The sequence below is a fragment of the Glycomyces artemisiae genome (genome assembly GCF_003002955.1).
GTDB lineage: Bacteria > Actinomycetota > Actinomycetes > Mycobacteriales > Micromonosporaceae > Glycomyces > Glycomyces artemisiae.
In genome coordinates, this window is record NZ_PVTJ01000003.1 from 428489 (window position 1) to 449555 (window position 21067).

Annotated in this window: 21 protein-coding genes; 15 read left to right on the forward strand and 6 right to left on the reverse strand. The window is 71.1% G+C overall.

Going from position 1 to position 21067, the window contains the following annotated elements; translation table 11 throughout:
• Positions 1–41: 41 nt before the first annotated feature.
• Positions 42–1016, reverse strand: coding sequence for an aldo/keto reductase (locus B0I28_RS10730; protein ID WP_106363802.1), 975 nt, complete (start codon positions 1014–1016; stop codon positions 42–44).
• A 79-nt stretch (positions 1017–1095) separates the two neighbouring features.
• Between B0I28_RS10730 and B0I28_RS10735 the strand changes: the two genes are divergently transcribed.
• Together B0I28_RS10735 and B0I28_RS10740 are read left to right on the forward strand one after the other, a co-directional pair.
• Complete coding sequence (locus B0I28_RS10735) at positions 1096–1659, forward strand: TetR/AcrR family transcriptional regulator (protein ID WP_106363803.1); 564 nt, start codon at positions 1096–1098, stop codon at positions 1657–1659.
• A 197-nt stretch (positions 1660–1856) separates the two neighbouring features.
• Complete coding sequence (locus B0I28_RS10740) at positions 1857–3101, forward strand: MFS transporter (RefSeq protein WP_106363804.1); 1245 nt, start codon at positions 1857–1859, stop codon at positions 3099–3101.
• Here the strand turns inward: B0I28_RS10740 and B0I28_RS10745 are convergent.
• Positions 3089–3661, reverse strand: coding sequence for a permease-like cell division protein FtsX (locus B0I28_RS10745; RefSeq protein WP_106363805.1), 573 nt, complete (start codon positions 3659–3661; stop codon positions 3089–3091). The two genes, B0I28_RS10740 and B0I28_RS10745, sit on opposite strands and share 13 nt — an antisense overlap.
• A gap of 206 nt (positions 3662–3867) precedes the next feature.
• Here B0I28_RS10745 and efeU point away from each other — a divergent pair, with 206 nt between their 5' ends.
• The 3 genes from efeU to efeB are packed head-to-tail and all read left to right on the forward strand — an operon-like array spanning position 3868 to position 7114.
• On the forward strand, positions 3868–4707 hold the full coding sequence (efeU, locus tag B0I28_RS10750) for an iron uptake transporter permease EfeU (RefSeq protein WP_106363806.1): 840 nt from the start codon (positions 3868–3870) through the stop codon (positions 4705–4707).
• Between the two features lie 7 nt (positions 4708–4714).
• A complete protein-coding gene (efeO, locus tag B0I28_RS10755; protein WP_106363807.1) occupies positions 4715–5848 on the forward strand; it encodes an iron uptake system protein EfeO in 1134 nt (377 codons plus the stop codon).
• Between the two features lie 12 nt (positions 5849–5860).
• Positions 5861–7114 (forward strand): iron uptake transporter deferrochelatase/peroxidase subunit, encoded by a 1254-nt coding sequence (efeB, locus tag B0I28_RS10760; RefSeq protein WP_106363808.1) that lies wholly within the window; start codon positions 5861–5863, stop codon positions 7112–7114.
• 126 nt (positions 7115–7240) lie between these two features.
• Here the strand turns inward: efeB and B0I28_RS10765 are convergent, their stop codons facing one another.
• Positions 7241–8239 carry a substrate-binding domain-containing protein gene (locus tag B0I28_RS10765; RefSeq protein ID WP_106363809.1) on the reverse strand — a complete coding sequence of 333 codons (999 nt, stop codon included), beginning with the start codon at positions 8237–8239 and terminating at the stop codon, positions 7241–7243.
• Between the two features lie 168 nt (positions 8240–8407).
• On the opposite strand from B0I28_RS10765, the gene B0I28_RS10770 reads away from it, so the two are divergent.
• The 10 genes from B0I28_RS10770 to B0I28_RS10815 all read left to right on the forward strand — a co-directional run bounded on the left by B0I28_RS10770 (position 8408) and on the right by B0I28_RS10815 (position 19320).
• Positions 8408–9472, forward strand: a complete 1065-nt coding sequence (locus B0I28_RS10770) for a substrate-binding domain-containing protein (RefSeq protein WP_106363810.1) — start codon at positions 8408–8410, stop codon at positions 9470–9472.
• Between the two features lie 30 nt (positions 9473–9502).
• Positions 9503–10540 carry an ABC transporter permease gene (locus tag B0I28_RS10775; RefSeq protein ID WP_106363811.1) on the forward strand — a complete coding sequence of 346 codons (1038 nt, stop codon included), beginning with the start codon at positions 9503–9505 and terminating at the stop codon, positions 10538–10540.
• Positions 10537–11316 (forward strand): ATP-binding cassette domain-containing protein, encoded by a 780-nt coding sequence (locus tag B0I28_RS10780; RefSeq protein WP_106363812.1) that lies wholly within the window; start codon positions 10537–10539, stop codon positions 11314–11316. Before B0I28_RS10775 ends, B0I28_RS10780 begins: the two co-directional genes overlap by 4 nt.
• Positions 11317–11488: 172 nt before the next feature.
• On the forward strand, positions 11489–12505 hold the full coding sequence (locus B0I28_RS10785) for a LacI family DNA-binding transcriptional regulator (protein ID WP_106363813.1): 1017 nt from the start codon (positions 11489–11491) through the stop codon (positions 12503–12505).
• 25 nt (positions 12506–12530) lie between these two features.
• The gene (locus B0I28_RS10790; RefSeq protein WP_106363814.1) at positions 12531–13805 is read left to right on the forward strand and encodes an extracellular solute-binding protein; all 1275 of its coding nucleotides are present in this window, start codon (positions 12531–12533) and stop codon (positions 13803–13805) included.
• A 15-nt stretch (positions 13806–13820) separates the two neighbouring features.
• The gene (locus B0I28_RS10795) at positions 13821–14789 is read left to right on the forward strand and encodes a carbohydrate ABC transporter permease (RefSeq protein ID WP_106363815.1); all 969 of its coding nucleotides are present in this window, start codon (positions 13821–13823) and stop codon (positions 14787–14789) included.
• Positions 14790–14806: 17 nt separating this feature from the next.
• Entirely contained in the window at positions 14807–15694 is an 888-nt protein-coding gene (locus tag B0I28_RS10800) for a carbohydrate ABC transporter permease (protein WP_106363966.1), read from the forward strand.
• Positions 15695–15728: 34 nt separating this feature from the next.
• The gene (locus B0I28_RS10805) at positions 15729–16676 is read left to right on the forward strand and encodes a glycoside hydrolase family 68 protein (RefSeq protein ID WP_106363816.1); all 948 of its coding nucleotides are present in this window, start codon (positions 15729–15731) and stop codon (positions 16674–16676) included.
• Positions 16673–17590: a carbohydrate kinase family protein gene (locus B0I28_RS10810; protein ID WP_181245746.1), complete on the forward strand. Its 918-nt coding sequence runs from the start codon at positions 16673–16675 to the stop codon at positions 17588–17590. Before B0I28_RS10805 ends, B0I28_RS10810 begins: the two co-directional genes overlap by 4 nt.
• A 131-nt stretch (positions 17591–17721) precedes the next feature.
• Positions 17722–19320: a glycoside hydrolase family 32 protein gene (locus B0I28_RS10815; protein ID WP_106363967.1), complete on the forward strand. Its 1599-nt coding sequence runs from the start codon at positions 17722–17724 to the stop codon at positions 19318–19320.
• On the opposite strand, the gene B0I28_RS10820 is transcribed toward B0I28_RS10815, so the two are convergent.
• The 3 genes from B0I28_RS10820 to B0I28_RS10830 form a co-directional block, all read right to left on the reverse strand.
• Positions 19284–19757, reverse strand: coding sequence for an aminoacyl-tRNA deacylase (locus B0I28_RS10820; protein ID WP_106363818.1), 474 nt, complete (start codon positions 19755–19757; stop codon positions 19284–19286). The genes B0I28_RS10815 and B0I28_RS10820 overlap by 37 nt on opposite strands.
• A gap of 133 nt (positions 19758–19890) precedes the next feature.
• Entirely contained in the window at positions 19891–20463 is a 573-nt protein-coding gene (locus B0I28_RS10825; RefSeq protein ID WP_106363819.1) for a hypothetical protein, read from the reverse strand.
• A 180-nt stretch (positions 20464–20643) separates the two neighbouring features.
• Complete coding sequence (locus B0I28_RS10830) at positions 20644–21027, reverse strand: hypothetical protein (protein ID WP_106363820.1); 384 nt, start codon at positions 21025–21027, stop codon at positions 20644–20646.
• Positions 21028–21067: the final 40 nt, after the last annotated feature.

Genomic DNA, 21067 nt, shown 5'->3' on the forward strand with positions numbered 1-21067 from the left:
CGCGCCAGCCTATCCCGGGCGGACGCTGGGCGGCACCTGGATCAGCGCGACGCCGTCGCCTCCCGGGAGCGGGCGTCGAGGGCGGCGGTCTCGGCGTCGGTGAGGCGCAGTTCGGCGGCCGCGGCGAGTTCGGCGGCCTGCTCGGGGCGGGAGGCGCCCGGGATGGCGACGACCGTGTCGCCGTAGTAGGCGAGCAGCCAGGCGAGCGCGATCTGGCTCGGGGAGGCGCCGTGGGCCCTGCCGATCGCTGTGAGTTCGTCGATGAGCGGGCGGGTGCGTTCGACGGCGCGGGGGCCGAAGCCGCCGATCCAGCGGCGGATCGGCAGGACCTGCTTCAGGCGCTCGGGGTCGTCGTGGAACTTGCCGGTGAGGAGGCCCGAGCGCAGCGGTGAGAACGCGATGAGCGTGACGCCGAGGTCGCGGGCGGCGGCCAGGACGCCGTCGGTCTCGGCGTTGCGGTGCAGGAGGTTCAGTTGGATCTGGTTGGAGGCCAGCGCGAGTCCTTCGGCGTCGAGGACCGCGGCGGCGCGGCGCATCTGGGCGGCGCTGAAGTTCGAGACCCCGACCGCGCCCACTTTGCCGTCGGTTTGCAGCCGGGCCATGGCTTTGACCTGGGCGGGGATGGAGGAGAGGCTGCCGTGGGGCATGTGGATCTGGTGGAGGTCGATCGGGAAGTCCTGGAGTGCGGCGAGGCGGTCGCCGATGGTGGCGGGGATGCTGCGGGCGGTGCGTCCGACGGGCTGCCATTTGGTGGCGATCGCGACCTCGCCGGGTTTGACGCCGTGCTCGCGCAGGGCCGTGGTCAGGGCCCGCTCGGAGTGGCCGCCGCCGTACATCTCGGCGGTGTCGAACCAGGTGACGCCGCCGTCGAGGGCGGCGCGGACGATCGCGGTGGCGGTGTCCTGCGCAGTGGCGCGGTAGAACCGCCCGGCCGCGCCGGTGTTGCTGAACTGCATGCAGCCCAGGCCGATCGGGCTGAGTTCGCGGCCGGTGCGGCCGAGTCTGCGGAGTTGCATGGCGCCTCCCGTCGAGGGAATTCGTGAGACAATTATGTCTCATCATGATACACATTTGTCTCTCGATTAGGCTCCCGCCATGATCCGACGCCGCGACCCCGCCGCCGAACGCCTCCTCGACGCCGCCGCCCGCGTCTTCACCGAACGCGGCCCCGGTGCGGGCATGGCCGAGGTCGCCGCCGCCGCGGGGGTCGGGCGCGCGACTCTGTACCGCTACTTCCCGAGCAGAGACGCGCTGCTGCGCGGCCTCGTGGAGGCCGCCGCCGCGGAGGTGGAGCAGCGGATCGCCGACGCCGATGTGGACGCCGTCGACGCCCGCGAGGGCGTCGCGCGCCTCTGCCGCGGATTCATGACCGCCGGGGCCCGGTACGCGTTCCTCGCGAACCTCGGCGACGAGCCGCAGAAGGACCCCGAGATGGCCCGGCGCCTGAACGAACCCGTCCGCCGGCTCCTCGAACGCGGCGTGGCCGAGGGCCGCATCAGATCGGACCTGCCGATCGAGGTGCTGTTCGCGCTGTTCACCGGCCTGGTCACCCAGGCCCTGCGGCTCCTGGCCGACGGCGCGGCCGGTCCCGAGCAGGCGTGCGCGGCGGTCGTGTCGGTGTTCTTCGACGGCGTCGAGCCGCGCGACACCCCGAAGTAGCCCGCGTGCGCAAACGCGCCGAGCGCTGCTGAGGAGAGGTTCCGGCCGCGGCGGAAGTGAGGGCAGGGCACGCCGAACCTGTTGCGGCCGCGGGCCTCCTCGAACTTGTCTTCCAGTGCCCCAATGGGTTTCAATGGTTCCGGACACGATCCGCCCCACCCCGCCGGGCACTCCCCGGAGCACTGACAGGCAGTCACATGACCGAACCCGCCGCGCGATTCCGCGACGTCCTCGCCGTCCGCGAGTTCCGATTCCTCTGGCTCGCCCAGGCCCAGTCGCGCGTCGGCGACCAGATCGCGCGGGTCGCCGTCGCGCTGCTGGTGTTCGAGCGGACCGACTCGGCGGCGCTCACCGCGCTGACCTACGCGCTCACGTACCTGCCGCCGCTCATCACGGCCCCGCTCCTGGCCGGGCTGGCCGACCGGTACTCGCGGCGGGCCGTCATGGTCGCCGTCGACCTCCTCCGCGCCGTCCTCATCGGCGCCATGGCCATCCCGGGGCTGCCGCTGCCGATCGTCGCGGTCCTGCTGGTGGCCGTCACCTGCCCCGAACCGCTGTTCTCGGCCGCCCGCATCGCCACCGTCCCCAAAGCGCTGCCGGGGAACCTGTTCCCGGTCGGCATGAGCATCGCGACCTCCACCGACCAGATCGCGCAGATCGCCGGGTTCGCCCTCGGCGGTGTCATCGTGAACGCCTACGGCCCCCACGCCGCGCTCGCGGTCAACGCCGCCACGTTCCTGGTCTCGGCGGCGCTCCTCCAGTTCGGCATCGGGCCGCACGTCCCCGAGCACGACGACCCGAGCTCCCGTCGCGGCAGCGGGTTCGCCCTCGCCGGGATCCGACTCGTCGTCGGCGACAAGCGACTCCTCGCCATCGCGGGCCTGGTGTGGCTGGTCGGCCTCTACGTGGTCGCCGAGGCGCTCGCAGCCCCCTACGCCGCCGAGATCGGCGCGGGCCGGGAGTCGGTCGGGCTCCTCATGTCCTCCATCGTGATCGGCACCGCCGTCGGCGCGCTCCTGGTGGCGCGCCTGGGAACCGAGTGGCGACGGCGGCTGACCGTCCCGCTCGCGGTCGCCGCGGGCCTGGCGCTCGCCGCGACGGCGGCCGCGCCGCCCCTGTGGGCGACCTTCGCACTGTGGACGCTCGCCGGAGTCTGCCACGCCTACATCGTGCTCGCCCAAGTCCGCTTCACCATGTTCATCCCCGACGGCATGCGCTCACGCGCCATCGGCTTCGCCGCCGCGGGACTCCAGACCGCGCAGGGCCTCGGCATCGCCCTCGGCGGCCTGCTCGCCCAGGCGCTCTCCCCGTCGCTCGCGATCGGCATCTGCGCCGCCACCGGGGCCCTGACCGCCCTGGTCATCGGCGTCGCATCACGGGAGGCCGTCGACCTGTTCGGCGGGGCGGCCCGCCGCTCCGCCGAGCGGGTTCAGAGGGTGTAACCGAAGTTCCTGCATGCCTGCTGTATCTCGTAGAGAATCGATTCAGTGTCCTCCTCGTCAGGACTGATTCCCTTGTCCTCGAACTCGATGCAGGCCGGTTCCCAGTATCGGTAGAGCGCCACCATGTCGCTGATTTCGTATATGCCGTCGACGTTCTCGAAGTCTTGAATGTATTCCTCAGACCGATCGCTGTCGGTCAGTTTGACGTGGAAGGAGGACGGCAGCGTATCGGCCTCTGCGCCGTCCAGGATTTCAGGCTGGTCTGCGAAGGTGTCCTGGAAGTGTTCGAAGGCTTCCGCCTGGGACTCGAACTCGACCTCCTCGGTGAGCGGATGCTGCTGGAGCGCAGTCTCAATCTGCTCCAGGACGTCGTCCTCGATGTCGCGTTCAAGGTAGATGATCACATCCACGTCGCCGGGAAACTCATGGGCCGCCACCTCTTCTTCCTCGCGGAGGAGGAAGTACGCGAGCGTCCCGGCGACCGCGACTCCCACGCACAGGGCCGCAATCGCGAGTGTTCGGCCGAGGGGCATCTTGGCAGGACCGGTGATCGTGGACATGACTCCAGGGTACTGAAAAAGCAGAAACCGGTGGGGCGAGCGAAGGTCGTTCGCATCGGTCACCCACTGACCCGCCGCGCCGCAGTCGCCGGCGGCGGTGTCGGAGTTGGAGCCGTGTTGTGACCGTCGCGGGTTGACCCGGGGTCGGAGGCTTGCCTAACCTAAGTTACTGTCGGTCGGCCGCCCACCACGCTAGGAGCACCCCCTTGTTCGCGACCTTTCTCGTCGGTCTGCGCGAAGGACTGGAAGCGACGCTCATCGTCAGCATCCTCGTCGCCTGCCTCGTCAAGACCGACCAGCGCCGGTACCTGCCGCACGTGTGGGGCGGCGTCGCCGTCGCCGTGCTGCTGTCGATCGGGGCGGGGGCGGCGCTCCAGTACGGGAGCACGCGGCTCAGCTTCACCGGGCAGGAGCGCTTCGAGGCGATCACCTCGGTGCTCGCGGTCGCGTTCGTGACCTGGATGATCTTCTGGATGCGGGGCGCGGCCAAGCACATCGCGGGGGACCTGCGCGACAAGCTGGGCGAAGCGATCGGCATGGGGCCCTTCGCGGTCGTACTCATCGCGTTCCTCGCCGTGATCCGCGAGGGCCTGGAGACCGCGCTCATCCTGTACTCGATGGTCGACTACGCCGACGACCCGGCCGCCTCGCTCGGGGCCGCGGGCGGCGGCATCGCCGTCGCGGTCGCCATCGGGTTCGGCCTGTACCAGGGCGCCATCCGCGTCAACCTCTCCAAGTTCTTCACCTGGACCGGCGCGCTGCTGGTCCTGGTGGCCGCCGGGCTCCTCAAGTACGGCGTCCACGACTTCCAGGAGGCCGGCGACCTGCCCGGCCTGAACGACCTCGCGTTCGACCTCAGCCCCGTCCTCGCCCCCGGCACCTGGTACGCCGAGATCCTCTCCGGGATGTTCAACCTGACCCCGGCCCCCACCGTGATCGAGACGATCGCCTGGGCCGCGTACCTCGTGCCGGTCCTCGTCCTGTTCCTCATGCCCCGCAAGCAACCCGCTCCCGTGCCCGCCGCGGCGACCGAGACAACCGATTAGGAGAACCATGCGCCACCACCGCATCGCCGCCGCCGTCGCGGCGGCCCTCGCCGCCGCGGGCCTGGCCGCCTGCACCGAGAAGCCCGAGGAGGGCGCCGACGGCGGGCCCATCGCGGTGACCGCCACCGACGACTCCTGCGAGGTCGCCGCCACCGAGGCCGAAGCCGGGACGGTCACGTTCGCGGTCAGCAACGACGGCACCAAGGTCACCGAGTTCTACGTCTACGCCGAAGGCAACCGGGTCATGGGCGAGGTCGAGAACATCACGCCCGGCCTCACCCGCGAGCTCATCGTCGAGCTGCCCGCCGACGAGTACGAGACCGCCTGCAAGCCCGGCATGACCGGCGAGGGCATCCGCGGCGCCTTCACCGTCACCGGCGAGGCGGCCGACCTCAGCGACGACGAGGCGATCCAGGCCGCGGTCGACTCCTACAAGACGTACATCGCGAGCCAGTCCGAAGCGCTCCTCGACAAGACCGGCGAGTTCACCGAGGCAGTGAAGGCCGGCGACGTCGAAGGCGCGAAGGCCCTCTACCCGGTCGCCCGCACCTACTGGGAGCGCATCGAGCCGGTCGCCGAGATCTTCGGCGACCTCGACCCGAAGGTCGACGCCCGCGAGGACGACTTCCCCGCCGGCCCGACCGACCCCGCGTTCACCGGCTTCCACCGGCTCGAATACGACCTGTGGATCACCGGCGACGTCTCGGCCTCCGCACCCGTCGCCGACCAGCTCATGACCGACGTCCAGGAGGTCGTCGAGCGCGCCGCCTCCGAGGAGCTGTCCCCGCTCCAGCTCGCCAACGGCGCCAAGGAACTCCTCGACGAGATCGCCACCGGCAAGATCACCGGCGAGGAGGACCGCTACTCGCACACCGACCTGTGGGACTTCGCGGCCAACCTCGAAGGCTCCGAGGCCGCCGTCGCCTCCATGCGGCCCGTCCTCGAAGCACGCGACCCCGACCTGGTCGCCGAACTCGACGAGCAGTTCGCCGCCGCGCACGCCGCGCTCGAAGCCCACCGCGACGGCGACGGCTGGCGGCTCCACAATGAACTGACCGAGGCCGAGCTCCAGGCGCTGTCCGACGCGATCAACGCGCTCGCCGAACCCGTCAGCCGGGTCGCCGGCGTCATCGCCGGGTAGCGGGGGGCGACCATGAAGCGACGCACCGCGATCGGACTCGGCGCCGGCGGCGTCCTCGCCGCCGGGGCCGGGTTCGCCGCTGGGCGGCTCCTCCCCGAGGCCACCGCCGCGCAGGCGGACGGCGGCGCCGACGAGGCCATCGACTTCTTCGGCGCCAACCAGGCCGGGATCGTCACGCCCGCGCAGGACCGCCTCCACTTCGCCGCGTTCGACGTCCTCACCGAGGACCGCGACGACCTCGTCGACCTGCTCAAGGCCTGGACGGCCGCCGCCGCGCGGATGTGCGGCGGCGACTACGCCGGGCCCGGCGGGGCCGTCGGCGGCGACTACTACGGGCCGCCCGAGGACACCGGCGAGGCCCAGGGCCTCCCGGCCTCCGGGCTGACGCTCACGATCGGGTTCGGGCCGTCGCTGTTCACCACCGCGGACGGCGCGGGCCGGTTCGGGATCGCCGACCGCAGACCCGAAGCGCTGCAACCGCTGCCGGGCTTCCCGCTGGACGACCTCGACCCGGCGATCTCCGGCGGCGACCTGTGCGTCCAGGCCTGCGCGAACGACCCGCAGGTGGCCGTCCACGCCATCCGCAACCTCTCGCGCATCGGCTTCGGCACGGTCGGCGTCCGCTGGTCGCAGCTCGGCTTCGGCCGCACCTCCTCGACCTCGCGGACGCAGGCCACGCCCCGGAACCTCATGGGGTTCAAGGACGGCACCGCGAACCTCAAAGCAGAGGAGACCGAGGCCCTCGACGAGCACCTGTGGGTCGCCGCCGACGACGGCCCCGCGTGGCTGGCCGGCGGGTCGTACATGGTGACCCGCCGGATCAGGATGATGGTCGAGACCTGGGACCGCACCTCGCTCGCCGAGCAGGAGGCGATCTTCGGCCGCGACAAGTCCGAGGGCGCGCCGCTGGGCTCGGCCGCCGAGTTCGACGAGCCCGACTTCGACGCGACCGAGGGCGGCCAGCCGGTCATCCCCGAGCTCGCGCACGTGCGTCTGGCGCATCCGTCGAACCACGACGGCGCCCGGATGCTGCGGCGCGGCTACTCCTTCGTCGACGGCACCGACGACCTCGGCCGACTCGACGCGGGACTGTTCTTCATCGCCTACCAGCGCGACCCGCGCCGCGCGTTCATCCCGGTCCAGGAGTCCTTGGCGGCCAACGACGTCCTCAACGAGTACATCAAGCACGTCTCCTCGGGCCTCTTCGCCTGCCCGCCGGGCGTGGCCGACGCCGACGACTGGTGGGGCCGGACGCTGTTCGCCTAGCGTCGGGGCGCGGGAGTGGCGATGGCACTCCCGGCCTCGCCGAGTCCGAGGGCGGCGATGCGGAGGGTCACGCGGGCCCTCGTCAGGTATGGGGGTGCCGCAGGCGTCGCGGCCCTGGCCCGCCGATCAGGACCGCGGGGGAATTTCGCCGCTGCCTCTGACGATGAGGGTGGTGCCGACGACGACGCGGTGGGCCGGGGAGGCGTCGCCGTCGAGGCGGGCGAAGACGCGTTCGGCGGCGATGCGGCCGAGGTCCTCGGGGTGCTGGGCGATGACAGTGACGCCGGGTTCGAGGAGGTCGGCGAGCTCGATGTCGTCGAAGCCGACGAGGGCGGTGTCGCGGTGGCGGCCGCGGTCGCGCAGCGCGTGGAGCGCGCCGATCGTGATGAGGTTCTGGGCGCTGAAGACGGCGGTGGGGGCGTCGGGCCCGTCGAGCAGGCGCAGCAGAGCCTCGCGGGCGCTGCTTTCGTCGTGGAGGTCTTCGATCACGTGGACGTCGGCGGCGGGGATGCCGCCGCCGCGGATCGCGTCGAGGAAGCCCTCGCGGCGGTGGTGCGCGGTGGTGATGCCGCGGAGGTCGCCGAGGTAGGCGAGGCGCCGATGTCCATGGGAGAGCAGGTGTTCGACGGCGCGGGCGGCGCCGCCCGCGTTGTCGCTGACGACGGCGTCGGCCTCGATCCCGGAGGGCTCGCGGTCGACGAACACGATCGGGGTGCCGCGGCGCAGCTCCGGGAGCAGATAGGTCTGCTTGGCGGTGGCGGTGGTGAGGATGAGCCCGTCGACGCGGCGGCGCAGGAACGCGGACACGGCCTCCCGTTCGCGCTGCGGGTCGTCGTCCAGGCTGGACGCGAAGACGGCGACGCCGCGCCCGGCCGCGGCGTCCTCGACCGCGCGGTGGACGGCGCCCGCGAAGGGGTTGTCGACACTGCCGACGAGGAGGCCGAGGGTGCGGGTGCGGCGGTCGGCGCGGCGGAGGTTCCCGGCGTGGAGGTCCGGCTCGTAGTCGAGGGCGCGGGCGGCGTCGAGGACCCGCTGCGCGGTCTCGGCGGTGACGTTCGGCTCGCCGTTGATGACCCGCGAGACGGTCTTGACGCCGACCCCGGCGAGCTCGGCGACCTGCCGCATCGTCGGGCGGGAGCCGTTGCCCGAGACCTGTCGCTCTGACAACGATGTCACGATTTGACCTCCATGGATCGTGTGGTCTTGACTCTACACGGCCACATGAATTACAACTGTCGTTGACATCGTTGTCAATCGGGCGGCGATGCTCGACCCCCAGGAGGAGATTCACCGATGAATCGCACCCTACGCAGCCGGGCCCTCGCGGCGACCGGCGCGCTCGCCGCGGGCGCCCTCGCGCTGACCGGCTGCTCCGGCGGCTCCGATGAGGACACCGTCGGCGTCACCCTCATCGTCAAGACCACCGCCAACCCGTTCTTCGTCGCCATGCAGGAGGGCGCGGAGGCCGCCGCCGAGGAGGCGGGCGTGGACCTCACGCTCGCGGCGGGCCGCGAGGACGGCGACGAGGACACCCAGATCCAGGCGATCGAGAACGCCATCTCCCGCGGCGACGACGGCATCCTCATCACCGTGAACGGGCCGGGCGTCGAGGACGCGCTCGTGCGGGCGCGGGACGCGGGGCTGTACGTCATCGCCCTCGACACGCCGCCGTCCGACTCCGAGTCGGTCGACATCACCTTCGCCACCGACAACTTCCTTGCAGGCCAGCGCATCGGCGAGTGGACCGCCGCGCAGCTCGGCGGCGACAAGGCCGTCATCGCGATGATCGACCTCTTCGACGACAAGATCGTCTCGGTCGACGTCCAGCGCGACCAGGGCTTCCTGGACGGCATGGGCATCGACACCGCCGACCCCGAGGCGTTCGGGGACGAGGCCGCCACCGGGCAGTACTCCGGCGGCGAGTACGAGATCGTCGGGCACGAGGCCTCGCAGGGGGCCGAGGACGGCGGGCGCACCGCGGCCGAGAACCTCCTGTCGATCAACCCCGACATCAACGTGGTCTACACGATCAACGAGCCGGCCGCCTACGGCGCGTACGAGGCGTTCGAGGCCGCCGGGGCCACCGAAGGGCTGATCGTCGCGTCGGTCGACGGCGGTTGCGCCGGGGTCGACGCGGTCGCGGCGGGGACCATCGGCGCGACCAGCCAGCAGTACCCGGTGCGCATGGCCGAACTCGGCGTCGAGGCGATCCACTCGCTCGCCACGACCGGCGAGGCCCCCGAGACCACCGAGGGGCTCGACTTCTTCAACACCGGCGTCGAGCTGGTCACCGACCAGCCGCACGAGGGCATCGACTCGATCACCTCCACCGAGGCGGGCGACGTCTGCTGGGGCTAGGCCCGCAGACGTCGAGACATCGGAGCGAACGTGAACCAGCAGAACGCGACTGCGGCGGCGGAGCCGGACCTGGCCGAGGAGTTCCTCGACCGGTCCACGCCCCTGCGCACCGTCCGCAACCTCCTCCACCGCCACCCGGCGATCAGCCCGGCCATCGTGCTCATCGCCGCCGTCGCCGTCTTCGGCGGCCTCAACGAGCGGTTCCTGGAGCCGTCCAACCTGTCCCTGGTGAGCCAGCAGGTCGCGGTCGTCGGGACGCTCGCCCTCGCGCAGACGCTCATCATCCTCACCGCCGGGATCGACCTCTCGGTCGGCGCGGTCATGGTGCTCGCGTCGATGGTGGTCGCGCAGACCACCGTGCAGAACGGGGTCCCCGCGGCGGTCGGGCTCGTGCTCGGCCTGGCCGTGGGGCTCGGCGCGGGCGCGCTGAACGGGCTCCTGGTGACCAGGCTGAAGCTCCCGCCGTTCATCGTCACGCTCGGCTCGCTCAACGTCTTCCTGGCGCTGACGCTGCTGTACTCGGGCGGCGCGACCGTGCGCGGCGGGGACATGCCGGACCTGCTGACGCTCACCGGCGAGACCTTCTCCCTTGGGGGCGTGAACATCACGATCGGCGTGGTGATGATGCTCGTGCTGTACGTGGCGCTGGCGCTGATCCTCCACGGGACGGCCTGGGGCCGCCACGTGTACGCGGCCGGGGACGACCCGGAGGCGGCGCGGCTGGCGGGCATCAGAGTCCAGCGGGTGCTGGCGAGCGTCTACCTCGCGGCCGGGGCGATCCTCGCCGTCGCGGCGTGGATCCAGATCGGACGGTCGAACGCGGCCTCTCCGAACACCGGCGTGGACCTGAACCTCGACTCGATCACGGCCGTCGTCATCGGCGGGACGAGCCTGTTCGGCGGGCGCGGCACGGTCTGGGGGACCCTGCTGGGCGCCTTGATCGTCGGCGTCTTCCGCAACGGGCTGGCCCTGGTCGGGGTCGACATCCTGTGGCAGACCTTCGCGGTCGGCGTGCTCATCATCGCCGCCGTCTCGATCGACCAGTGGATCAGAAAGGCGCGCGCATGAGCACCGACGAGTCCGGCTCCCGCGAGCCGATCCTCCAGGCGACCGGCCTGGTCAAGACCTACGGCAGGGTCGTGGGCCTCGACGGTGTCGACCTCGACCTGTACCCCGGCGAGGTGCTGGCCGTCATCGGCGACAACGGCGCCGGGAAGTCGACCCTCATCAAGTGCCTCACCGGGGCGGAGATCCCGAACGAGGGCGAGATCCGGCTCGAAGGGCGGCGTGTGCAGTTCAAGCGCCCGCAGGACGCCCGCGCGCTCGGCATCGAGACGGTGTACCAGACCCTCGCGGTCTCCCCCGCGCTCGACATCGCCGCGAACCTGTTCCTGGGGCGCGAACTGCGCAAGCCAGGTCCCTTGGGGACGGTGCTGCGCGCGGTGGACGTGAAGCGGATGCGCCAGCGCGCCAAGGAGGAGCTGGCCGAGCTGGGGATCACGACCCTCCAGGACGTCACGGTCCCGGTCGAGAACCTCTCGGGCGGCCAGCGCCAGGCCGTGGCGGTGGCGCGGGCGGCGGCCTTCGGTTCGAAGGTGGTCGTGCTCGACGAGCCGACCGCGGCGCTGGGCGTGCGCGAGTCGCGGCAGGTGCTGGAGCTGATCGCGAGCCTGCGCGACCGGGGCGTGCCGGTCATCCTGATCTCGCACAACATGCCGCAGGTGTTCGAGGTAGCCGACCGCATCCACATCCAGCGGCTGGGCAAGCGGGCGGCGACGATCACGCCGCGGTCGCACTCGATGACCGACGCGGTGGCGATCATGACCGGCGCCGCGCGGGCCTGAGCGGCGGGCCCGGCGCGCGCCGGGCCCGGGCCGCGGCCCGATGCCGAATCGTGACCGGCGGGGCGTTGCCGCGGCGATTGCGGTTGAGTAGCGTGAGGGTTAATCGATTAACTTTCACGTCATGAACGCATGCCGCGTTAGTTAATCGATTAACCATCGGAAGGAGTCAACGGTGACCAAACCCCGCCTCGCCGACGTCGCCCGCGCCGCGGGCGTCTCGACCGCCACGGCCTCCATGGCGCTCAACGACACCGGCGGCACGCGCATCGGCGCGGAGACCCGCGACCGGGTCCGCGCCGCCGCCGCCGAGCTCGGCTACCGCCCCAACACCGTGGCCCGCGGGCTGCGGACCAGGCGCACGCAGATGATCGGCTTCATCGGCGACGACGTCGCCACCACCCCGTTCGCGGGCCAGATGATCCGCGGCGCGCACGACGCCGCCCGCGAGGCCGGGTTCCTGCTGCTCATGATCGACACCAGCGGCGACCCCGCCGAGACCGGCGAGGCGATTGCGGCCCTTCAGGAGCGCCAGATCGACGGCATCCTCCTCGCCACGATGTACCACCAGGTGATCGAGGTGCCGAAGGGCATCGGGTCGACGCCGCACGTGCTGCTGGACGCGCGGACGGCGGACGGCTCGGCGTCCTCGGTGGTGCCCGACGAGCGCGGCGGCACGCTCGGTGTGCTCGCCGAGCTGACCGGGGCCGGGCACACCAGGATCGGGCACCTGACGACCGCCGAGGACGTCGAGGCGCGCGCGATCCGGCTCGCCACCTGGCGTGAGCGCCTGGAGGCCAACGGGATCGACCACCGCGACCTGCTCGTCGAGGTCGAGCACGCGCTGACCCTCGACGGGTACGAGGGCGCGATGCGCATGCTGCGCAAGGAGGACCGGCCGACCGCCGTGTTCTGCTACAACGACCGCATGGCGATGGGCGTCTACCGCGCCGCCGCCGAACTGGGGCTGAGCATCCCCGGCGACCTGTCGATCGTCTCCTACGACGACCAGGAGCTCATCGCCCCCGAGCTGTTCCCCGGGCTGACTTCCGCGGCCCTGCCCCACTACGAGATGGGCCGCTGGGCCGTCCGCGAGCTGCTGCGCCGCCTCGACGACCCCGATGCCGCGCCCGTCCAGCACCTCATGCCCTGCCCCACGGCCCGGCGCACGTCCGTGGCCGCCCCTCGCTGACCCTTCCGCCCGCATTGGAGTGAACATGCAACGACGCAACCTGATGAAGCTCGCCGCCGCCACCGGCGGCGCCGCCCTCGCCGGACCGGCCCTCGCCGCCTGCACCGCGAGCGGCGCCTCCGACGGGAAGCTGCTGCTGTGGACGCACACGGCCGGGAACGACGCCGAACTGGGCGTCACCGACCAGATCATCAAGGCGTTCAACGACGGACAGGACACGTACACCGCCGAGCGCGAGTCCTTCCCGCAGGACGCCTACAACGACACCGTCAACGCCGCCGCGCTCTCGGGCGACCTGCCCGACCTGCTCACCGTCGACGGCCCCAACGTCGCCAACTGGGCCTGGGCCGGCCACCTCCAGCCCCTCGACGTGCCCGCCGAGATCACCGACGAGTTCCTGCCCACCACGCTCGGGATCTTCCAGGACCGGCTCTACTCGGTGGGGCACTGGGAGGCCGCGTGCTCGATCTTCGCGCGCGAATCGGTCCTGGAGGCGGCCCGGGTCCGCATCCCGACGATGGACGAGCCGTGGAGCCGCGAGGAGTTCGACGAGGCCCTGGAGCGCATCGCCGCCGACACCGGCCACCGCTGGGCGCTCGACCTGTCCACCGCCGACATCGGCGAGTGGTACCCGTACGCGTTCTCGCCGTTCCTCCAGAGCTTCGGCGGCGACCTGCTCGACCGGTCCACGTACCTGAGCGCCGAAGGCGCCCTCAACGGGCCCGAGGCCCTCGCCTGGGGCCAGTGGTTCCAGGGGCTGTTCACCGGCGGGTTCGCCAACCCCGAGTCCCCGATCGGTGCCGAGGAGTTCCTGCAAGGGGACGCGGCCATGACGTTCATGGGCAACTGGGGCGCGCTCCAGGCGATGGAGCAGTTCGACGACGTGCTGTTCCTGCCCCCGCCGGACCTCGGCGCCGGGCCGAAGATCGGCGGCGGCTCCTGGCAGTGGGCGCTCACCTCGACCGCCGACGCCAAGGGCGGCAACGCGTGGATGGAGACGGCGCTGTCCGACGAGTTCGTGGCCGAGTTCGCGAACCAGACCGGACTGATCCCCGCGACCAACGGTGCGGCCGAGCTCACCGAGCACTACGGCCCGGACGGGGACCTGCGGATGATGATGGACTACTCCCGCTCCTATGCAGTGCTGCGCCCCGAGACCCCCGCCTACGCCGTCATCGCCAGCGTCTTCACCCAGTACGCGGGCGACCTCATCCACGGCGGCGACGTCCAGGAGACCCTCGACGCGGCCGTCGCCGAGATCGACGCCGACATCGAGGCCAACTCCGGGTACGGGTTCTAGGAAGGGCTGCGGCACATGGCCATCGCCAGGATTGAGCAGACTCCCAAGGCGCCCGCCGCGGCGCCGCCGCCGAGCGCCCCGGCGGCCCGCCGCCGCAGGCGCGGCGACTTCCAGCGGAAGGAGCAGCGCGCCGCGCGCGCCTTCGCGCTCCCCGCGATCGTCCTCCTGCTGGTGTTCGTCATCGGCCCGGCGGTCGTCTCGCTGGCGATGAGCTTCACCAACGCCCGGCTCATCTCCCCCACGGCCCCGGAGTTCATCGGCCTCGACAACTTCCGGCGCGCATTCACCGAGGACGACCTGTTCCACCAGTCCATCGGCAACACGTTCCTCTTCGCCGCCCTGGTCGTCCCGATCCAGGGCGGCCTGGGGCTCGTGCTCGCACTGCTGGTGGACCAGAAGCTCCCGGGCCGGAACTTCTTCCGCACCGTGTACTTCCTGCCGGTCATCACCTCGATGGTCGTCATCAGCCTCCTGTGGCGCTTCCTCTACCAGGAGGACGGGCTGGTCAACTCGGCGCTGTCGATGCTCACCGCCGGGGCGTACGCCGGGCGGGCGTGGCTGTCGGACCCCTCGACCGCCATGGGCGCCATCGTGGTCATGAGCGTGTGGCAGGGCGTCGGATTCCACATGATCATCTGGCTCGCCGGGCTCCAGACCATCCCCGAGGAGGTCTACGAGGCCGGCGAGCTCGACGGCACCACGCCCTGGCAGCGGTTCCGGCACATCACGCTCCCGCTCCTCAAGCCCACCTTCGTGTTCGTGCTCATCACCATCACCATCGCCGCGATGAGCCTGTTCGTCCAGGTCGACATCATGACCGACGGCGGGCCGCTGGGATCGACCAGCACCATCGTCTACCAGATCGTCCAGAAGGGATTCCAGCAGCAGCAGATCGGCTACGCCGCGGCACTGTCGCTCGTCTTCTTCTGCGTCGTGCTCGCCATGGCGCTCCTCCAGCGCCGCCTGACCAGAGAGAAGGACTAGTCGTGACCGCAGCGACGATGAAGTCCCGCACCCCCGCGCGGCGGCGGTGGCTGTACGCGCCGATGACGCTCCTGGCCGCGTTCTTCCTGTTCCCCATCGTGTTCATGCTCGCCGCGAGCCTCAAGACCGACCACCAGATCTTCGCCGACATGGACTCGCTCAAGGCGTTCCTCCCCGTGGGCGACGTCAGCTTCGCGAACTATGCGGCGGTCTTCGAACGCGTCCCGTTCTGGCGGTTCCTCGCCAACTCGGTGCTCGTCACCGCCTGCGTCACCGGGCTCGGGCTGGTCGTCAACTCCATGTGCGGCTACGCGCTGGCCCGGATGCGCTGGAGGGGCAGGGCCGTGGTCTTCGGGTTCATCATCGCCACGCTCATCCTCCCGTTCGACACCACGATCGTGCCGATGGTCTACCTCGTGGCGAACCTGCCGTGGATCGGCTTCGAGGGGCTGCGGCCGGTCCTGGAGATCGGGTGGCTGAACACCTACCACGTGCAGATCATCCCGTTCATCGTGAACGCCTTCGCGATCTTCCTGTTCGCCCAGTACTTCAGCAGCCTCCCCAAGGGACTCGAAGAGGCCGCGGCCATGGACGGGGCCGGATGGCTGCGCACATACTGGCGCATCATCGTGCCGCTGTCGAAGCCCGTCTTCGCCACCGTCCTCATCCTCACGATCGTCACCTCGCCCGCCACCTGGAACGCCTACCTGTGGCCGCTCATGACCGTCCAGAGCGAGGAGCTGCGGCCCGTCATGGTCGGCGTCCAGTACTTCTTCCAGCTCGACACGGACTGGGGCGAGGTCATGGCCTACATCTCGATGATCACGATCCCGATGGTCGCGGTCTTCATCGCCTTCCAGCGGTCCTTCATCCGCAGCATCGCCAGCGCGGGCATGAAGGACTGACCTCCCCGAACACCCGCAACCGCAAAGGAAACGAATGCTCAAGCTCGCCGACCACTGGGTCTGGGACTCCTGGTACGCCACCGACGACGAGGGCCGCCACCACATGTTCTTCCTGCGCGCCTCCCGCGCTCTACAGGAGGAGGGGCGCCGCCACCAGCGGGCCTCCATCGGCCACGCGGTCTCCCCCGACCTGGCCGACTGGCGGCTGCTGCCCGACGCGCTGGTCGCCGCCGACGCGCCCGCCTGGGACGACCAGGCGACCTGGACGGGTTCGGTGGTGCGCGGCGACGACGGCGCGTGGCGCCTGTTCTACACCGGCGTCTCCCGCGCGGAGGACGGCAAGGTGCAGCGGATCGGCGCGGCCGTCTCCGAGGACCTGGTGACGTGGCGCCGGCTCCCGGGGCCGCTGGTCGAGGCCGACCCGGCGCATTACGAGCGGTACGGCCCGGACTCGGGCTGGTTCGACGAGGCCTGCCGCGACCCGTGGGTGTTCCGCGATCCGGCCGGGGACGGCTGGCACATGCTGTTCACCGCCAGAGCGGCCGGTCCCGAGCCCGCCCGGGAGCGGGGCGTGGTGGGCCACGCCCGCTCGGCCGACCTGGAGCGGTGGGAGGTGCTGCCGCCGCTGAGCCGCCCCGACGCGCTCGGGTTCGGGCAGATCGAGGTGACGCAGCTGCACTGCGTGGACGGGCAGTGGCTGCTGCTGTTCTGCTGCGGCGGCGCGGAGGCGTCGGACGCGCGCCGTGCCCTGGGCGAGACCGGCGACAACTACGTGGTGCCGGTCGAGGACCTGCTGGGGGGCTTCGACATCGCGAAGGCGCGGCCGTTCGAGCACGAGAGCCTGTACGCGGCGAGGCTGCACGACGTGGACGGCGTGCCGCACCTGATCGGGTTCCGCAACATCGAGGACGGCGGGTTCGTCGGAGAGATCGCCGACCCGGTCCCGGTCCGGTGGGACGGGACGAGGCTGGTGCGGCGGTGATCGGCGTCGTCGGCGAGGCGCTCATCGACCTCAAGGCCGCTGAAGGCGATCCGCGCCGCCCGGTCGCGCATCCTGGCGGGAGCCCGATGAACACGGCGGTCACGCTGGGGCGCTTGGGCGCGAAGACGGCGTTCTTCGGCCGCTTGTCGACCGACGCGTTCGGGCGGCTCCTGCGGGAGCACTTGCGCGGGGCCGGGGTGGACCTGCGGTGGGCGGTCGAGGCGGCGGAGCCGACGAGCCTCGCGCTCGTGTCGGTCGACTCGGGAGGTGCGGCGAGCTACACGTTCCACCTCCACGGAACCGCCGACTGGCAGTGGTCCCCCGCCGAGCTGCCCGACGCCCCCGGGCTCGACGCCGTCCACGCCGGGTCGCTCGCGCTCGCGCTCGACCCGGGCGGGCCGGTCGTGGCGGATTGGCTTGCGCGCCTGAGTGAGACGACCACGATCAGCCTGGACCCGAACGTGCGCGCTGAGCTGCTGGGCGACCGGGACGCGTACCGGCTCGCGGTGGAGCGGTGGCTCTCGTTCTCGGCGATCGTCAAGGTCTCGGACGAGGACCTGGCGTGGATCTGGCCGGGAGCCGATCTGGCGCGGTTGGCGCGGGACTGGATCGCCCAGGGGCGCAGGCTGGTCGTCGTCACGCGCGGCGGCGACGGGTCGCTGGTGCACTGCGGGGGCCGGGAGTTCGCGGTGCCCGCGCACCCGACGGCGCTGGTGGACACGGTCGGCGCCGGGGACTCGTTCAGCGGCGCGCTGCTCGACCGGCTCGACCGCCTCGGCCGCCTCGATCCGGAGGGCTTGGCGCGCTTGGGTCCCGACGAGGCCCGTTCGGCGGTCGAGTTCGCGTCGAAGGTCGCGGCCGTGACCTGCTCGCGGCCCGGCGCGGACCCGCCGTGGCGGTCCGAGGTCGCCTGACACCGGCCGTCCCGCCTCGGTGGGGCGGCCCTTCGCGAATTAACCGCGATTAACCACTCATATTTATAGATTTAACTTCACTTAACTCTCTAGCTTGTAGACGACGCACCGAAACCGGATGAGGAGCAATGATGCTGCGAACTTCGAGAAGGACACTGCTGCAAGCCGCGGGCCTCGGCGGCGCCGCCGCCCTCGTGGGGCTCCCCGCCGCGGCGCAGGCGCAGTCGCGCCGCCCGCAATACCACTTCTCGGTGCCGGAGGGGTGGAAGAACGACCCGCAGCGGCCGGTCTACGTGGACGGCGAGACGCGCTACTACTACCTCTACAACAAGGACTACCCGGCGCCGGGCACGGGCACCTCGTGGCGCCTGACCGGCTCCGACGACAACGTGGAGTTCCGCGACCTCGGCGTCGCGATCCCCAAGGAGACCGACCCGAACGGCTCGATCTGGTCGGGCTGCCTGGTCGTGGACGAGCACGACACCGCCGGGTTCGGCGCGGGTGCCGTCATCGCCATCGCCACCCAGGAGGACCGCTTCGCGTCCGCTCCGCATAAGCAGGCGCAGTTCCTGTTCTACTCGACCGACGGCGGCCGCACCTTCGGCCGCCTCGACCAGCCGGTGCTTCCCAACCCGGGCGTCGTGGACTTCCGCGACCCCAAGGTGATCTGGGACGACCGCTTCGGCCGGTGGGTGATGGCCCTCGCCGAGTTCGACAAGATCGGCTTCTACCACTCCGGCGACCTCCGGAGCTGGACCTATGTGGACGGCTTCATCAGGGGCGGCCTCGGCACCTTCGAGTGCCCGGACCTGTTCTGGATCGACTCCGACACCGGCCCCGGACGGTGGGTGCTCGGCGCGAGCGCCAACACGAAGGGCTCGGGCGGGGTCGCCACGTACGCGTACTGGACCGGCGAGTTCACCGGCACCGGTTTCATCCCCGACCGGCAGGACCCCCAGTGGCTCGACCACGGCTGGGACTGGTACGGGGCCGTCACCTGGGAGCGGCGCGTCGGCAGCCGGCTCGACACCAAGACCCGCTACGGGATCGGGTGGATGAACTTCTGGGACTACCCGGACAACACGCCCACCTGGGACTCGGACGGGTTCAACGGCACCGACTCGATCGTCCGCGAGATCACGCTCCACTGGTACAGCGCCACCGAATCCGCGCTCGTCTCCCGCCCGGTCCGCACCCTCGCCGACCGGGCCTCGCGCACGGTGCGCCTCGGCGACGTCCAGGTCGACGGGAACCTGCCCCTCGACTACCGCGGCCGCGCGTACCAGATCCAGACCCGCGTCACCTGGTCCCAGTTGCACAACGTGGGCTTCCAGCTGCGGCTCTCAGCGGACGGGTCGAGGCACGTCGACACCGGCGTCTACCGCCTGGGGAACTACGCCTACCTCAACCGCGGCTACTCCGGCAACCCCGACCCGACCGGGCGCTGGCTGGAGAGCCGCACGCCGTTCGCGCAAGGAACGACCGAAGTGGACCTGCGCATCCTCGTCGACAACACCTCGACGGAGGTCTTCATCGACGACGGCCGCTACACCCATTCGAGCCTCGTGTTCCCCGACCCCGCCGACGACCGCCTGGCGCTCTTCACCGACGGCGGCCCGGCCGTCTTCCACGGCCTCACCATCACCGAGTTCGACCCGGTCTGGAACCGCGGCCCGGGAGTGCGCGCCGACCGCTACTCCGGGGCCAAGTCGACGACTTCGGCGCCGTAGGCGCGGATCAGGTCGTCCGCGCCGACACGGGCGGCGAAGTCGGGGGAGCCGGAGCCGATGACGATCTCGCGCCCGAGCAGGCGCTCGTCGGCGAGGACCGGGAACGCCTCGACCGCACCGAGCGGGGTGATCGTGCCCCGCCGGTAGCCGGTCGCGGCGAACGCCTCGTCGGCGGTCGGCAGCTTCAGCTTGTTGACCCCGAGCACGGAGCGCAGCTTGGGCCAGGAGAACCGGTCCTCATACGGGACCAGGACGAACACGTACCCGTCGCGGCTGCGCAGCACGATCGTCTTCACGCCCATCAGCTCCCGGGCCAGGGGCGCTCCGGTCTCCGGGTCGCGCGGCACGAACTCGACGGCCAGGCCGCGCGCGGCCGCGTCTGCGGCGGCCCGCTCGGTCGACTCGGGCGCGGTGCGGTCCTGTGCCGGGTGCTCCATGCCCGCAAGGCTATCCGAACCGGCCCGACCGCCGGCCCGACAGCGCGAATCAGGCCGAGCGGGCGCCGCGCCGCCTCCCGGGCCTGAGAACAGGGGCCGCAAGGCCCCTGCTCACCCGATGCGTGGTCGGCGTCTACCACCAGCAGCGCACGAAGAAGTCGTCGACGCGGGCCATCTTGAAGTTCCCGGCGCCGCCGCCGTTGAGCGTGATCCAGTACTGGAGCCTGACGGTCCCCCCGTACACCGTCGGGGTCGTGCCGAACCCGATCGCCTGGTATTCGCCTGCGTTCAGCTGGTGGCGGGAGGAGTTCCGCAGCCTCCAGTCGTAGCCCCCGGCGTCGTTGGGGTCCAGCGCCCACACGTCCAGGGTCATGACCGTGTCGTTCGTGCTCGGCTTCACGTAGACCTCTCCGGCGCACTGGCCGGCCGACCTCGGGAACTCGACATACCGGTTGAACGACGCGCCGCCGGTCTCGGCCGTCAGCCAGCCGTTGTTCGCCCCGGTCCGGGCGAGCCCCCGCTGGAGGTCGTAGCCGGTGTTCCCGTCGTACCAGGTGCTCCAGCTCCACCGGTCGTCCGGGTTGTCCTCGAAGCTGTCGAAATAGGTGGTGTCCTGCGCCTGGGCCGGACTGGTCGTCACCGCCACCGACGCGAGCGCCACCAGTGCCGCCGCTCCGATGCGCAGGACCGCTGCCTTGATCGCCACTACCGTTCACTCTCCTAAAAGGATGGACATCGACAGCAGGATACTGGTATCGGGGAGCCCTTCGGGCTGCCTGGCGGGCTTTGCGCTGTCGCATAGGCGACAGCATCCGACCAGCCGCGATGCCGCCCGGGGCCGCCGGAGCGATTCGTCGGCGTCAGCGGGTCCCGGGCGGCCGTGCGGCTACTCGTTGAATCCTTGATACGCGCAGGGCACCAGGGCGTGGCACAGCCGCATCCGGTAGATGAGGCCGGTGATGACGTCGTAGCTGAAGCTCTCGTAGGTGCCCGCGCCCGAGTCGTTGTTCTTGCAGCGCAGGGTGACCCAGCCGGTCCGCGGGGTGTAGGTCTGGAGGCAGCCCTCGACGCTGTAGCCGTCCTTGAGGGAGTCGTAGACGCGGAAGGAGTCGCCGTCGTCGACGTGCTGCATGGCGCCGACCTGGCGGCCGTCGATGTCGGACAGGATGAGCCAGGTGTCGCCCGCGAGGGCGGCGCTCCCGGTCCCGGCGATGATCCCCACGCCGACGGCGCAGGTGATCGCGATCCTCGTGATCCACTTCTTGAACATTGATGCTCCTTGTGGCGCAATCGATCCCGTCGGCCAACCC